The organism is Lysinibacillus sp. NPDC058147, assembly GCF_042884205.1.
Taxonomy (GTDB): domain Bacteria; phylum Bacillota; class Bacilli; order Bacillales_A; family Planococcaceae; genus Lysinibacillus.
In genome coordinates this window covers 17,562-33,028 of record NZ_JBHVUJ010000006.1, presented here as the reverse complement: position 1 = coordinate 33,028, position 15,467 = coordinate 17,562, and the positions used below count along the sequence as shown (strand labels likewise).

Genomic DNA, 15,467 nt, shown 5'->3' with positions numbered 1-15,467 from the left:
AAAATTAGAAACCTAAAGAACGACGGAAGTAACTTGCGTAGCGTTGGCTAACTGGAATACGAGTGCCGTCTTTCATGATTAATAAAAACGTTGAATGTGAATCTGGTTGAATTTCATCAATGTAGTCAATGTTAACGATATAAGAGCGGTGACAACGTATAAATGAGTCAGGCGCTAAAAACAGTTCAAGGTCGCTCAGGTTTAAGCGGTGATATCCTTCACGACTCATTGTTTTAACAAATGTTTTTCGAAGCTGTGTTTCAAGGTAAATGACCTGATCATGCTTGATTGGGTACCAGCAATCATCAATTTTGATTGTAATGTAGTTCGTTAAAAATGCTGATGGCTTTTGTGGGAAGATCGCAGTGATAGCACCCTTAGTTTCACCTTCCTCCATTAAAGGAATACTCATGCCGTAGTATGCTACTCCAAATACATCGGGCTCAATGTATGAGCTAATCTTTTGTCCGTAGTTTAACGCTTTATGAGCGGCAGAACCTTCTTTAATAGGGTCGCCAGGTTTGATTTTTAAATCAACTTTTTTGCTCGGTTGGTAGTACAAGTATTCGTTTGTATCGGAAATTGCAATGGAAGTATTCTCGGGGAAGAACTCCTTAATAATCTCCATAATTTCTTCTATTTGTCTTGGTTCCACTATTAACACCTCGTCTAAACTTTTAAAAATAGTATTATCATCTATTTTACTACATATTCGTATAAATTATATAGAGAAGATTTCGGAATAAAAAAGAGAAATGTCGATTGATGAAATATAAATGTGCAAAATGCATTACATAATTTGTAACAAATTTTAAATAATTACTAATTGATTTTAGTATGTATATGGTAAAATCTAATTGTAAGTATATATGTTTACGAGGTTTCTACTATGTGTATATGATAAATTGGAACTAGTATGGAAGACAAAATGTGGTTGAAAGGAAATCGCAGAATATGGTAAAATTCACTGTATAGTCTATTTTTTTTTGTAACTGGTGGTTTAGTTGGGTTATTTTTAAGTTATATTCATTATATAATTATGAAATATGACTCAATTCATACAATTAATAAGGGAATACTATTTTCTTATTTTGAAATAAGTAGATTGGTGTCAAAAATTGTGAAAGCAATTTGTGCAATCTGAGGAAAGATGGGGAAGATTATGCAACTACATCAACATTCTATGTCAGAAACGATATCCAAAAGATACTTTCAGGAAATCGATAGTATTAACCAATACATCGGTGTAGAGGAATTTTTTAATATTGAGTCGAAATTAATATTTGAAATTTACCATTTAGAATCGGCAAAGGCTAAGAAATCTTTGCACGAATTAATTGATATTCTTTCAATACGTTTTGGCAAACAAGTCATTAAAATTGTTCGAAGTTATTTTTCTGTTTTGTCGTCAATTGTTGCTCGTAAATTGCTGGACAATCAAGTTCCTTCGAAGAAAGCATTTGCTTTTAACATTGCGTGTAACGATATGATTGAAAATCAAATGAAAGACGCAGAATTTTTACAATTCGCTGACGATTTAATTGATTTCTTTGTCTATTTTATCGCAGATCGCAAGCAACCGACTTTCCGTCACCAGACCGTTAATAAAGTAATTATGTATATAAATGATGAATTGGAAAATGACTTAACAGTAGAAAGCATCGCAAATAACTTTCATATAAGTACAAGTCACTTATCACGTATTTTTAGAGAACATGTGGGTATTACACTAGTTGAATATCTAAATGTACGTCGAGTAGAAGAGTCACAGTACTATCTTAGACACACTAATAAAAGTATTACTTCTATTTCAGATCAATTCCATTTCTGTAACCAAAGCTATTTTACTCGCATCTTCAAAAAATATACAGGGGTAACGCCAAAACATTTCCGAGACGAGCTACATCATGAATTTTATCGTTTTGAAATGGCGGAATCAGAGCTTCAAAACGTTTAACCTATATCAGCGGGTGTCCAAACATCCGCTGGCCCACAAAGCTGATTCTGGCCCAATTATGCCTAGGCATAGTTGATTGCCAGAAGTATACTTTAGTAGTAATTCACAATATGATTAATAAATAGATGCGGACGTATTAGCGATGCTAAAGCTCGTATCTTTTTTTTATGATATCCATAACAGTGGAATTTTAGCACTTGCTATTTGATAAAAATAGACCCTTTAATGTATACTTCATTTTAGTTGATAAATATATAGTAGGTGGAAAAATGAAAAATTTGAAGCTATTTTCAATGCTTGGACTCGCCGTTTTTGTTCTTAGTGGTTGTCAAGCTGTGCAAAACAAAGAAGGTTTTTTCTATAGTATCTTTGTAAAACCAATGGAATTTTTATTAGAATTTTTCGGTAACACTATGTTTTCAGGTAGCTATGGTTTAGCAATCATTGCTATTACGGTTCTTATTCGTTTAATCTTAATGCCGATTATGTTAAAAAATTATCGTTCGCAGCAAAAGATGAAAATGAAAATGGATGCGTTTAAGCCTGAAATGGAAGCTGTTCAGAAAAAGATGAAGGAAGCAAAGACAAAAGAAGAGCAAACGCAGTATCAACAAGAAATGATGGCATTATATCAAAAACATGGTATCAATCCACTCAACATGGGATGTCTACCAATGTTAATTCAAATGCCGATTATCATGGGTCTTTATTTCTCTATTTTATATTCTACAGATGTGAAAGCGCATGATTTTTTATGGTTTAAATTAGGTTCACCTGATATCGCTATGACGATTGTCGCGGGTCTTGTATATTTAGTTCAAGCACGTGTATCATTATGGACAGTACCAGAGCAACAAAAAGCACAAATGAAAATGTTTATTTATATTTCACCAATTATGATTGTCTTTATCTCGATGTCTTCTATGGCAGCCCTACCACTTTACTGGTCAGTCAGCGGTGCTTTGTTGATTATTCAAACATATATCGGCCGAAAATTTTATTCGGAGCATCCGGAAAAAGTAAATTCATAAAATAATTTATGTCGAGGCGCCTATGTAGCCTCGATTTTTTTAGGAGGACAGCAAGATGAACATAAAATGGCTATCATCTATTTTAGTCGCAATTTTTAGTATAGCTGCGATCGTATTTATTATCATGGGTAAGTTTAATTTTGCGGTCTTCGCAATGACAATTATGTTTGCCGTATCGAATGGTTTTAGAGCAAAGAGTTTTAAAGAGCAAGGTTATATAAAAGAGGCAAAATGGATGAAGTACATGGCAATCTTTTTCGCAATTGCTTCTATAGCAGTGTTTATTATTATTCTCACAGACTAATTATCAATTATGCCGAGGCTTAAACTTCGTTCAGCGGGTGTTTGGACATCCACTGAGTGAAAAATAATTGGTGAAAACCTACACCCTGAATTGTGAACAGTGCTAAAATGAGACTATACCAATATAGTAAAAACTAGTGTCGGTACTTGAAGGACTACTCTTTCTACAATAGATTTAATTTTTGGTAGAGGATACTGGCCATGAAGTGCTGGATAATTTTAAAAGGGGTAAAAAATAGTGAAAAAGAAACGTTTACCACTCATCCTAGGTGCTGTAATTTCAGTGGCGCTTATTGTCTCTATTTTCGTAGTTTATAACTATAAAAATAAACAGGTAAGTAATGCATCAGATGAAGAAGAGCAACAAACAGCAGAAACAACTAAAAAAGATTCACCTGCAAAAGAAGAGCCAAAAAAGGTGAAGCCAGAGCAGAAGACAGATGAAAATGGGTATGTACCAAATCAAACATTACCAACTGAGCCGACATATATTAAGGGTATTTTATTAGCGAATAAAATATATCCGCTACCATCTACCTTTGCGCCTGAAGAAAATCCTGAGGCACGTCAAGCTCTAAACAAAATGTTTGCCGCAGCGAAACAACAAGGTTTTGATTTAGTTGCTTTTAGCGGCTATCGATCTTTTGAATATCAAACAACATTATATAATAACTATGCTAAACGTGATGGGCAGGCTGCAGCTGATCGCTATAGTGCTCGACCTGGTTATTCAGAGCATCAAACAGGTTTAGCCTTTGATATAGGGGAGCGCGACAAAAATAATTTATGGCTAACTGAAGAATTCGGTGAAACACCAGCTGGACAATGGTTATTTACGCATGCACAAGACTACGGCTTTATTTTACGATTCCCACAAAATAAAGAAGACATCACGGGTTATATGTATGAGTCATGGCATTACCGTTATGTTGGTGTAGACATAGCAAAAGACATTAAAAAACAAAATAGTACGCTAGAAGAATATTTAGGTGTGAAATAAAAAAAGGGAAGAGAGCTAGTTCATAATTAATGAACTAGTTCTCTTCCTTTTCTACATTCTACAAGATAGGTGTTAATAAACGTGAAACTGATTCTTTAAACTTAATCAGTGTAGAACGATTTTTGTACATTTCCCAAGTCAATTCAGTACAATCAAAAATATCCTTTTCAAACAGCTCAGCAAGCTGATGTGATATCGTTGAGTCATAAATAAATGCATTGACTTCAAAATTCAAACTGAAACTTCGTACGTCTAGGTTTGCAGTGCCTACTGTAGATGCTTCATCGTCAATAATAATTGCTTTAGCGTGAATAAAGCCCTTTTCATAAATATAAACTTTTGCTCCTGCACGCAATAATTGTCCTACGTATGAGTATGTAGCCCAATAAACAAACATATGATCAGGCTTATTTGGAATCATGATCCTTACATCAATGCCTGAAAGCGTTGCAATTTTAATAGCTTCTAAAAAACTAGCATCAGGTATGAAATATGGCGTTTGGATATATATATATTTTTTTGCCATATTGATAAGCTTTAAATAACCAATTTTAATTTGTTCCCATTCAGAGTCGGGGCCGCTAGAAACGATTTGTAGGCCTACATCGCCTTTTTTCGGAATAGCAGGGAAGTAACGATCCGAATAACCCATTTTCTGTTGTGCGCAAGCTTGATTCCAATCAAGTAAAAAGCGTGTTTGTAATGGATGTACGGCACTACCTTCAATGCGTAAATGAGTATCTCGCCAATAGCCGAACTTCTTTTTTAGACCAAGATACTCATCCCCGACATTAAACCCACCGATGTAACCAATACGGCCATCAATCACAACGATTTTTCGGTGATTTCTAAAATTTAAACGAGGGTTTATAAGTGGAAAAATTGATGGGAAAAATACTTCAATTTCACCGCCCGCATTAAGCAATTCCTTGAAATGACGTTTTTTAACGTTGCGTGAGCCCATTTCATCATATAAGATTCTTACCTTAACCCCCTGCTTTGCTTTTTTAATAAGTTTAGTAATAATGCGTGTACCTAAGTCATCTAGTCGGAAAATATAATATTGAATGTGAATATGATCTTTTGCTGCCTCAATATCTTTTAAAAGCTGCTCAAATTTATTTGCACCATCATCAAAAATATCAATGTGGTTGTCCTGCGTTAATACAGCATTATTTGTTTTAAGATGCATATAAATCATTTCTTTATATTGTTCCGCATTTTCTATACGAAACTCGAACGTATCATCTCGGATCGCTTCTGTCTGATAACTAATGAGATTATCGATACCAATATCCTTGCGTCCTTCCCAACGGAATAAATGCTTTCGCCGTAATTGTCGTCCGAATAGCAAGTATAAAATAAAACCACCTAATGGAATGAAAAATAGTACGAGAATCCATGCCCATGTAGAAGTGGCATCTTTACGCTCTAAAAAAATTATGACCATTGCTGCTAAAATATTAACAAACATAATTAAAGATACTAGATATCCAAAGTCTGTAAAAATACTCATTCCTACACCTGCCTTTACTATATTTTCGCAATATGTCTAGTATAACTTACTTTATATGTGGAAAGAAGATACGAAATTTGTTAGTAAGCATGGAAAAGGATTACCTCCGAAACTAGAACGAGGTAATCCAAAAAATAATTTCGCCGTGTCGTAATGGTTGTAAGCTACCGCTTCGCTTTTCGCTACAGCATACATTTGCCTGAGTAAAGATAAATATTAGTAATGCTCCCATTGAAATAGAATATCAGAAAAATCCTTTTGAAGAAGCTTTTCTCGGTTAATAAAAAATTTCCCAACGCCACTATCGGCCCACATAATACCGATTTCATCATTAGAGTCGATTTGGAGTAACAATACATCATAGCGTTTAAGGAGCTGCGATTCGTGACGGATATCCTCCTCTAAAAAATAGGCATAGCCGCCAATTTTAGCTCCAGCCCCTAAGAAGTGTTGTAGATAAATCTCCCGTAAATCAACATCTTCTGATGATGGAATTAATGTTGGTAAATAGTGTACCGCACGATAATCTAAAGCAGAAACAGGTTCTTGGACCAGTTGGAATTGTAATGCTAACTCCTGATCAATAGGGAACAGATCATCTGCTTTTTGTGCTGAAAACTCCTGTTTAGGGACAGTCGCTTCAAAATCTAAGGTAGGATAAAAACGTATTTTATAGAATTGCTGGAAAATATCCTCGTGATAATGATCAGCATTCACGAAAATATTCGATGAAATAAAAAATTGTAAAATACCCTGAGATGGGAAATCCTTTAGTGGTGGCATTTCTGCAAAGTTAATTTGGGCTAAAAGTCGCATAGGCTCACCTGTAATATCTCTCGGATACGGTTGGTAATAAGGTAAATAAGGTTCCCCAGCAAATTTACTTTCCGTTAACATAGTTGAACGTTTATATGGTGTGATAATCATTGCTGAAAGTAGTGTATCTTCAATTTCAAAACGAAAAGATTCTAGCTCCTTTGGAAGTAAAAGATTTGTTGTTTTGTTCATGTAGAGCCCTCCGATATTCCGCTTTAAGGAGTCCAATATTCCTTGATGTGTTCGGTATACTTCGAATTACTACTAAGTTATGGCTTTTTACCAACAAATTATTCAAAGCGTAGAGATTTATTTGATGCTTTAAAAATAAATATTAAACTTATTGAAACGACGGCTATTGCTGCTGAAGTATAATAGCCTAAACTAGATTGTAAAGTAAATAACCAAGTGAAGAATAGTGGACCTAGAATGCGCCCTAGGTTATCCATTGAATAGGAAAGACCCGCTGCAGTCCCATATTGACCACCAGATTCTTTAGTTGAAAGAGATACGACGCATGTTCTTGCTAGTGCATTTCCTGCTGTAAAAACGCAAAGGGCAAAACCTGCCATAAATAGGTTGGCTGTTAAAGTGAATAAAAGCATACCCATAGCAGTGACAATTTGTGCACTTATTAACCAAGTTGTCTCGCTTCCATTTTTAATACGTCTAACAACACCGCCTTGAATAGCTGCATCTACAAAGCCGCTAAACATAAACAAATATCCAATTTGTAATGGTGTAATTTGAATTCGATCAATTTGGAACAGCTGGAACGTAGCTTCTACTCCTGCCAGCATAAAAGTAACTAAAAATGAAAACATAAATAAATAACGCACACGGTACTGCAACATTTTAGTAGCACCCTTTGGCACAATTGCACGTTTATTTGTATCTTTTCGTTTTGTAGGTTCTTTTAAAACGAAACTTGCATAAATAAATAATAGTGCAATTAGTGTTGCTGAAGCGACAAATGGCATTTGCAAACTATAATGCCCGAGCATACCACCAATTGCTGGACCGAAAATAAAACCGAGCCCAATGGACATGCCCATGAGACCCATATATTTATTGCGATCCTCCTCACTCGACATATCTCCTACAAAGCCTGTTACAGCTGTATATAGTGCGCCCGAGAATAAACCGCCCACAACACGCGAGATGTACAACATTGCTAAATTATCAATAAATAATGAGAAAATAACAAAGCTTAAGCTAAAACCAACTAGGCCCATTAATATAAGTTGCTTACGTCCCACCTTATCGGATAGCATACCCCAAAGTGGTGCAGTGAAAAAACTTGCAAGCGAGTACACTGTAAGCAAGCCACCTACGTGTATATCATCCCAATTTTGCTGAACTACAACCTCGGGTAAGACAGGTATAATAATTCCAAATCCAAGGTAGACGAGGAATTGAACAGACATTAATAACAAAATTGCCTTTTTCATAAAGTACCCTGCTTTCTTACAGTATTTTAGTATGTATATTCTACCTCTCTTGTTATTGTTATTACAAGATAACGGAAGACAAAACAATTTAAGTGCTTAATGGTTCATTACTAAAAGTAGGGGATGACGTTTGTTAAAACGCATGACATGTATACAAGTGATTAGAGTTAATGCGATGTAGTAGGGAAAGAGGTTAAAACAATGTATAAAAAACTGCAGACTGTTAACAATGAAATTATATTGATACTAAAAATTAATAATGAGCTTTAAAGTAACTAAAAGGACTCATTCCATTTTTAATTTTTTGTATCGATTGTCGCATAGTGTATTAATTTATCTCTGGGGTATACTACTAGAGGGTATATCGGCATTTTAATTTTTTATGTTTAATTTTTGTTATTTAGTGGTAAATAAGTTTATTAACACTTTATAGTTGATTGGAGTGGAGCCAGGGCGACAGCTTAGGGATCAGCGGTTCATCGGACGCCCCCAGGAAGCTTTGCTCTGTGCGAAAGCGAAGTGTCAGCCTAAGTGCTCAGTTGGAACGGAAATCAACCCTACGCTTTGATGATGAGATGGTAAATAGTATGTGAAGGAAAAATTTACATTGTAACAGAAATGAAAAATTTTAAAGCAGAGTTAAATGGTATGATAGAAAGAGATTAACTCGTCAGACATCATACACTTGCAAAAATGAAACTTTTTTGGAAATAAAACGTTATATAAATTCGAGGAAAGATTGAGGTGGAATGTATGAAAAAAGAAGTAGATTTGAAAAAAATCGTTTCGAATTTATCTAAGTTGGGTGTAACAGCCACTGTAACAAAGTCTCGACTTGAACTTTTAAAAGTGCTCACACCACCAACGCAAACTCCGCAAGTTCAAGCTTAACTCGTTTTACAAATGAAAATGGGTAGTCTCGTAATTGAGACTACCCATTTTTTATATCCATCATTAATCATCATCATCGTGAGTAGTAAACATGTAAGTACGATAATGGAAACGCATACTGAAAACAAGGCCGATGGCTAGCGAGTTCCCCATCAATGAACTTCCCCCGTAACTGATAAACGGTAGAGGAATGCCGGTAATAGGTAAAAGCTGAATAGTCATACCGATATTTTCAAGTACGTGGAATGTAATCATTGCAATAATACCAGCGCATACATATGTTGAGAATGGATCTTTCAATAATAGTGTAGTTTTTGTTAAATGATAGATTAATAAAAAGAAAATACAAATAACGATACTTGCACCAATAAAACCCCATTCTTCTCCGATAACCGTAAAAATGAAATCGGTATGATTTTCGGCAACGTAAACTTCACGACCGCGGAAACCTTTACCGAAAATTTCACCAGAACCAATGGCATTTAAAGAAGTTATTAAATGGTATCCTTCACTAGAAGAATATGAATATGGATCTAACCAAGAATAGATTCGAGCAAACTGATATGGTTTTAAGCCGAACGTTTTCTCTAAAAAACTCTGCATATAGAGTGCCATCCATAAAAGAGTACCACCTACTAAAGCGCCACCTATTAAAGTTGGTAAAATTATTTTCCATGTTATACCTGCTACGATGACAACAGCAGCTGTAATGGCGAAAAATACTAATGCCGAACCGAGGTCAGGCTGTTTCATAATAAGAGCTAGAGGTAGTAATAGTGTAGCAGCGATTTTACCTAGCAATATGAAGTCCGTTTTTATGGATCTAAAAGAATAAACTTCGTTGTGCTTACTAATAAGTCGAGCAAGTGCTAGAATGTAAAAGGTTTTCATAAACTCAGAGGGTTGAATATTCCCTAGAGGTGTCTTATACCAGCTTTTTGCACTATTAATACGTTCACCGATTTGTCCTGGTCCTTCTGGCATGAAGATAAGCAGTACTAATAAGAAAATGCCTGCACCGTACATATACCAAGACATTTTTTTATATTGGTCAGGTTCAAAAAACATAACTATTCCAATAATTACTGAGCAAATGACGTACCATTGCAATTGTTTAGGAACATAGTTAGTGCCATACTGACCTGATGTTTGCGCCGACGCAATGGCTAACAAACTTATGACTAGGAAGGTTAAAAGTATAAAAGCGAGCGTCCAGTCAAAACGATTCGCGAAATTTCGTTTATTTTCCATACAAGCCACCTAAATTAATATAGTATCTCTTCATGAGTAAATTTGATTCAAGTTAATTCCAATTCAATATGCTACCAAATATATTTAACTTCTTTCAACAAAAGTCTCCCACTTTTTTCGCTGGTGAGGTGAATGTTGATTTAAGCTACTTTTCAAACACCCTCGAAAGAAGTTAAGGCCTCCGGCGAATGTCGCGGAATCGGAAAGGAGATTGATAAAGGATGTTACCTAAAATCATCGCATCCATACGATAACGGCTAACAGACCAGCCGTGCAGTCCAGAGCACAAAGCCAATTCCGAACACAATTATGCCAAGGCATAATTGAAGGAGTATTCACCTTAGGTCAAGAGGTAAAAATTGATGCCGAAATAAGTATATTAACGATGAGGTTCGACACTTGCTTTTGGCTTAGAATCCTCGTAGATATTTGTAAAAAATGAATAGAATTATATTTTTTAAAATTTGTTCATTCAGAGTGGTTAAAAACAGATATACAATAGCATTTTTAACATTCATATTATACCGTAAAAAACACTTTTACGCCTGTGAATATTGTTATGACGATTATTAGCATAAAATGTTTCAAAAAATGCATGTTTAGTTTTATAATGTAGTGAAGAATGGGGTGATGGTTGTGGCTAAAAAATTGAAGTCAGCAGAAGATTTTATGTATCATATTTATGTTCATATGAATGATGTCGATAAATTTGTTATTTTTAGCGGGCTTAAATTCTCGCAATTTGTGGCTGCACTTGAACCACTGCATCACTTACTGTTATTGAAACATTCCTATGAAGATGGTTCCTTTAATATGCATACACAGTTTGATTATATACCAGAAGAGGAAGTACCTAAGTTTGTAAAGAAAGCTACTGATTCCAAAGAATTGTGTTGGATAGACTTTATGGATGAGAAGAGGCTAGACCAACTAACACCGATGGAACAAGGAGAATTGCTTTACATAAGTCATAAAAAGGAACCGATTACTTCACCATTTTTTAATAAATTGCAAAATCGATTTGTCTACTATTCTTCAGACTTAGAGAAAATGACTAAAATTTATTTTCGCCATTTAAGTGATTTTGATTTACTCATTGCGAATGTTTTGAACAGTTTGATCCGTGAAAAGGAACGTAGTAATGGTTTTTGGAGGCGGAAAGTGAAATCGAGTATTCCTTCTATTTCACCGGAATTTTTACGTGCCTATCGTTCTTTTACTAAAGACGGAGCACTATTATCATTGTATCGAATTGAAAAACCTAAAGTAGCATACGGTATCGAAATTCGCAATCTGTCAGAATATTCCTTCCCTGATGAGGTATGGGATGATTTAAATACAATATTGAAAAATGAGCACGATGAATTGATTTATATTATTTAACTTATTTCAGCAGGTATCCAAACACCCGCTGAAATAGAGGAACTTAGTCTAAGAACGCTATCCTGTGGCATTACCGAAATGACCGACATCGTGTCGGCCTTCGTGCAGACCTAACCACAAAGCTGATTCCTTACGCAATTATGCCTAGGCATAATTGATCTATTCATTTGTACGTAGAATGAATATACACTCAAATCTCACCGTCAAAATAACGGTGAGATTTTTATGTCATTTGTCAAGACGTTTCATGATAAACTAATAGTACTCAAGAAGTATGTGGAGGGCACAAAAATGAAAAAAAGAATCGGTTTATTATACGGTGGAAAGTCAGCAGAGCATGAGGTGTCATTGTCGACAGCACGTGCAGTCACTGGAGCTTTGAATTTCGAGGAGTATGAAGTATATCCGATTTTCATCACGCTTGAAGGGGAATGGCGCCGTGGTGATCGTCTAATAAAACCTGCAAGCACAATTGAAGAATTACAATTTGGTGATGATGCCACAATTTTAGAAAATAATATTACAGATTTTTTAATTGATAAAGATGGTAAATCTGTACAATTCGATGTAATTTTCCCATTACTTCATGGTACTAATGGTGAGGATGGAACTGTTCAAGGCTTACTTGAGGTTCTAAATTTGCCGTATGTAGGAAATGGTGTGTTAGCATCAGCAACTGGCATGGATAAAGTAATCATGAAGCAATTATTTGAAATTGCAGGCTTACCACAAGTGCCGTATACGTACTTCATTCGTGGTGAGTGGGCTAGTGAACAGGAGGCAATCCTTGCTCGTTGTGAAGATAAGTTGGATTGGCCGATGTTTGTGAAACCTGCAAACTTAGGATCAAGTGTCGGAATTAGCAAGGCAACAAATCGTGATGAATTAGTGAAGGCTATCGAAATAGCCTTACAGTATGATCGTAAAATTGTAATTGAGCAAGGTATTGTCGCTCGTGAGATCGAACTAGCTGTGCTAGGAAATGACTTCCCGGAAGTGTCTGTACCTGGTGAAATTAAACCTGTAACAGAATTTTATGATTATGACTCTAAATATAAAGATGGCTCAACAGCGCTTATTATTCCAGCGGAGCTTTCTAAAGATACAGTATCAAGCTTACAGGAGCTAGCAAAGCGTGCGTTCAAAGCTATTGATGGAAGCGGTTTAGTTCGTGCGGACTTTTTTGTGACGGCCGATAACAGCATTTATATAAACGAAGTGAATACAATGCCAGGTTTTACACCTGTTAGCATGTATCCTCTGCTTTGGCAGCATACAAATGTAAGCTACCCTGAGCTTATAAATCGTCTGATTACCCTAGCAATTGAACGTTTTGAAGAAAAACAACAGCTTCACTATAAAAAAGACTGAGTGGGATTATTGTGAAAAAAACATTAAAGCAGTTAGCTACATGGTTAAATGATGAAGTGTCAGCTTTTGGTGACACGGTCGTATCAGGTATTTCCATTGATACACGTACAATTCAACAAGGGGACCTGTTTGTACCATTTCGTGGTGAGACAGCCAATGGACATAAATTTGTTCTGCAGGCCTTTGAAAAAGGCGCAGGTGCTTCTCTTTGGCAGAAAGATGAACCAAATCCACCACAAGGTGTGCCGTTACTCTTTGTTGATGATCCAGAATTAGCGCTTCAGCAAATGGCTCGTGCCTATCGTAGTGAGCATAAAGCGAAATTTATAGGCATTACTGGTTCTAACGGTAAAACATCGACGAAAGATATTTTAGCAGGAACGCTAACACCGTTTTTTAAAGTACAAAAGACCATAGGGAATTTTAATAATGAACTAGGTTTACCTATTACGGTTTTACAGCTAGATGAAGATACTGATGTCGCTGTACTTGAAATGGGAATGAGTGGTTTTGGTGAAATAGAATTTTTAACGAAGCTTGCTCGTCCGCATATGACAGTGATTACAAACATTGGTGAGGCTCATATGCAAGATTTAGGCTCACGTGCCGGAATTGCTAAAGCTAAGTTTGAAATAATTCAAGGAATGCAACCGGATGGAGTGCTATTTTATGATGGGGATGAACCGCTGCTTCAAGAACTAGTTGCGAAAGAGCAGCAGTTAAATGCAGTGGCATTTGGCTTAGAGCATGGCAATCTATTGTATGCAGAAAATATTGAAGCAACAGCTAATGGTAGTAGCTTCTCTACACATGGTGTGATTGAAGGTGACTTCTTTATCTCAGTTCTCGGGAAGCATCAGGTAAAAAATACATTAGTCGCCATGTTAATTTCTCAAAAGCTAGGTTTAAATGATGACCAAATTCGTGCATCTTTAAAACAAGTGGCTCTAACGGATATGCGTATGCAACAAGTGAATGGATCAAATGGTGCTTTGTTTATTAATGATGCATACAATGCTGCACCGACCTCTATGAAGGCGGCTATTCAATTTATAGCATCGACAACGATTCGTCCAGAAAAATGGCTTGTGTTAGGTGATATGCTTGAACTTGGCCCAAATGAAAAGCATTTCCATGAAGATTTATCGAAGGATATTCATGCAGAAGAAATCGCTTATGTATGTTTATTTGGCCCACGAATGGCTTATTTAAATGAAGTATTAAAAGATCGTTTTGATGGGGAACATTTGCTATATGTAGAGGATGATTACACGCCAATTATCCAAAAACTACAGCAAGCTAATGAGGAGTCTATCGTTTTACTAAAAGGCTCTCGGGGTATGAAATTAGAAACAATCTTACGTGCATTTACGTCATAAAATGAAACAAGGAATCGGTGGGACATTCTCTCACCGATTCTTTAAATTCTTGATTTAAATGAGTTACATATATAGAGGTGAAAAAATGTCAGTAGGTGTGTTATGTATACATGGATTTTCAGGCGGACCTTATGAAGTAGAACCTTTTACTACCTATTTACGTACGCATACAAATTGGCTAATTGAAGAACCTACTTTGTCAGGGCATGGGGATGAATTACAAATGCGAGGTTTCACCGCTAAGCATTGGTTAATGGATGCCGAACTCGCTTTTCGCGCGCTTGCTAAAAAAGTAGATGAAGTAATAGTAGTTGGGTTTTCAATGGGTGGCATTATAGCGCTCTATTTAGCTAAGCGTTATAAAGTGAAAAAGCTAGTATTACTAAGCGCAGCTGCCAAGTATGTGAGTCCAAAGCAACTGGTCAAAGATTTTAAAATGCTTGCCACTGAGGCATATCACCGTAATCTGTCTAATAATGAGCTGTATTTACGATACCGGCATAAGTTTAATCATGTGCCACTATCGTCAACGATAGAATTCATGAAGCTTGTTCGAATGGTGGAGCCGTATTATAAAGATATTAAAATTCCGGTGTATATTGTACAAGGAAAATTAGACGGAATAGTACCATATCATACTGCTCAATTTTTATATGATCAATTAAACTCAAACGATAAAACTTTGTATATTTCTGATAATGGGAAGCATCATATATGTTATGATGAAGATTGCTCTGAGTGGTTTTCTTACGTTTTGTCGTTTTTAAAGAGTTCATAAAGTAGTCAGATTATTACGACTCATGCGTTATCGTTGCATACGTTTTAATCCCATGTTAGACTAGTGTAAGCAATGGATACATTTTGTGCGAAGACTCTTCATATTTGATTGAAGAGTACTTTTTTTTGAACACAACGGTTTTATTCTAAAGTGAATAATTACGACAGAATCAAACCGCTCGGTAAAGACCGGGCTTTCCTTTTCATATAAGAGAGCTCTATATGACCATCATATAGAGAAAAATTTTAAGTAACGGAAACGTTCCAAAACACAGGCTCGAATTTGCCGACAACTTCATCTGAAAATGTAACCATTTGTCAACTTAAAAGGAAAAAAAGGA

14 protein-coding genes are annotated in these 15,467 nt (G+C 35.8%); 9 read left to right on the top strand and 5 right to left on the bottom strand.

Features of this window, described 5'->3' with window-relative positions; genetic code table 11:
• Positions 1-4: 4 nt before the first annotated feature.
• A complete protein-coding gene (locus ACFVT8_RS17370) occupies positions 5-655 on the bottom strand; it encodes a LytTR family DNA-binding domain-containing protein (RefSeq protein WP_370043833.1) in 651 nt (216 codons plus the stop codon).
• A gap of 507 nt (positions 656-1,162) precedes the next feature.
• On the opposite strand from ACFVT8_RS17370, the gene ACFVT8_RS17365 reads away from it, so the two are divergent.
• The 4 genes from ACFVT8_RS17365 (at position 1,163) to ACFVT8_RS17350 (ending at position 4,291) form a co-directional block, all read left to right on the top strand.
• Positions 1,163-1,957: a helix-turn-helix transcriptional regulator gene (locus ACFVT8_RS17365; protein ID WP_053481947.1), complete on the top strand. Its 795-nt coding sequence runs from the start codon at positions 1,163-1,165 to the stop codon at positions 1,955-1,957.
• Between the two features lie 269 nt (positions 1,958-2,226).
• Positions 2,227-2,988: a membrane protein insertase YidC gene (yidC, locus tag ACFVT8_RS17360; RefSeq protein ID WP_387084241.1), complete on the top strand. Its 762-nt coding sequence runs from the start codon at positions 2,227-2,229 to the stop codon at positions 2,986-2,988.
• Between the two features lie 55 nt (positions 2,989-3,043).
• A complete protein-coding gene (locus ACFVT8_RS17355; RefSeq protein ID WP_387084239.1) occupies positions 3,044-3,292 on the top strand; it encodes a hypothetical protein in 249 nt (82 codons plus the stop codon).
• A 237-nt stretch (positions 3,293-3,529) separates the two neighbouring features.
• Complete coding sequence (locus tag ACFVT8_RS17350) at positions 3,530-4,291, top strand: M15 family metallopeptidase (RefSeq protein ID WP_387084237.1); 762 nt, start codon at positions 3,530-3,532, stop codon at positions 4,289-4,291.
• A gap of 58 nt (positions 4,292-4,349) precedes the next feature.
• Here ACFVT8_RS17350 and cls read toward each other — a convergent pair whose 3' ends face one another.
• The 3 genes from cls to ACFVT8_RS17335 all read right to left on the bottom strand — a co-directional run bounded on the left by cls (position 4,350) and on the right by ACFVT8_RS17335 (position 8,074).
• Positions 4,350-5,807, bottom strand: a complete 1,458-nt coding sequence (cls, locus tag ACFVT8_RS17345) for a cardiolipin synthase (protein ID WP_387084235.1) — start codon at positions 5,805-5,807, stop codon at positions 4,350-4,352.
• A 216-nt stretch (positions 5,808-6,023) separates the two neighbouring features.
• On the bottom strand, positions 6,024-6,815 hold the full coding sequence (locus ACFVT8_RS17340) for a YwqG family protein (protein WP_387084233.1): 792 nt from the start codon (positions 6,813-6,815) through the stop codon (positions 6,024-6,026).
• 98 nt (positions 6,816-6,913) lie between these two features.
• Positions 6,914-8,074, bottom strand: a complete 1,161-nt coding sequence (locus tag ACFVT8_RS17335) for an MFS transporter (protein WP_387084231.1) — start codon at positions 8,072-8,074, stop codon at positions 6,914-6,916.
• Between the two features lie 753 nt (positions 8,075-8,827).
• Here ACFVT8_RS17335 and ACFVT8_RS17330 point away from each other — a divergent pair.
• On the top strand, positions 8,828-8,965 hold the full coding sequence (locus tag ACFVT8_RS17330; protein WP_166672133.1) for an Lmo0850 family protein: 138 nt from the start codon (positions 8,828-8,830) through the stop codon (positions 8,963-8,965).
• A 63-nt stretch (positions 8,966-9,028) separates the two neighbouring features.
• On the opposite strand, the gene ACFVT8_RS17325 is transcribed toward ACFVT8_RS17330, so the two are convergent.
• Positions 9,029-10,216 (bottom strand): FtsW/RodA/SpoVE family cell cycle protein, encoded by a 1,188-nt coding sequence (locus ACFVT8_RS17325; protein WP_387084229.1) that lies wholly within the window; start codon positions 10,214-10,216, stop codon positions 9,029-9,031.
• A gap of 630 nt (positions 10,217-10,846) precedes the next feature.
• On the opposite strand from ACFVT8_RS17325, the gene ACFVT8_RS17320 reads away from it, so the two are divergent.
• From ACFVT8_RS17320 to ACFVT8_RS17305, 4 genes are all read left to right on the top strand, one after another.
• Complete coding sequence (locus ACFVT8_RS17320) at positions 10,847-11,599, top strand: hypothetical protein (protein ID WP_387084227.1); 753 nt, start codon at positions 10,847-10,849, stop codon at positions 11,597-11,599.
• A gap of 291 nt (positions 11,600-11,890) precedes the next feature.
• Complete coding sequence (locus ACFVT8_RS17315; RefSeq protein ID WP_387084225.1) at positions 11,891-12,970, top strand: D-alanine--D-alanine ligase; 1,080 nt, start codon at positions 11,891-11,893, stop codon at positions 12,968-12,970.
• Positions 12,971-12,981: 11 nt separating this feature from the next.
• Complete coding sequence (locus ACFVT8_RS17310) at positions 12,982-14,349, top strand: UDP-N-acetylmuramoyl-tripeptide--D-alanyl-D-alanine ligase (protein ID WP_387084223.1); 1,368 nt, start codon at positions 12,982-12,984, stop codon at positions 14,347-14,349.
• A gap of 85 nt (positions 14,350-14,434) precedes the next feature.
• Complete coding sequence (locus tag ACFVT8_RS17305) at positions 14,435-15,127, top strand: alpha/beta hydrolase (RefSeq protein WP_387084221.1); 693 nt, start codon at positions 14,435-14,437, stop codon at positions 15,125-15,127.
• The last annotated feature ends 340 nt before the right edge of the window (positions 15,128-15,467 follow it).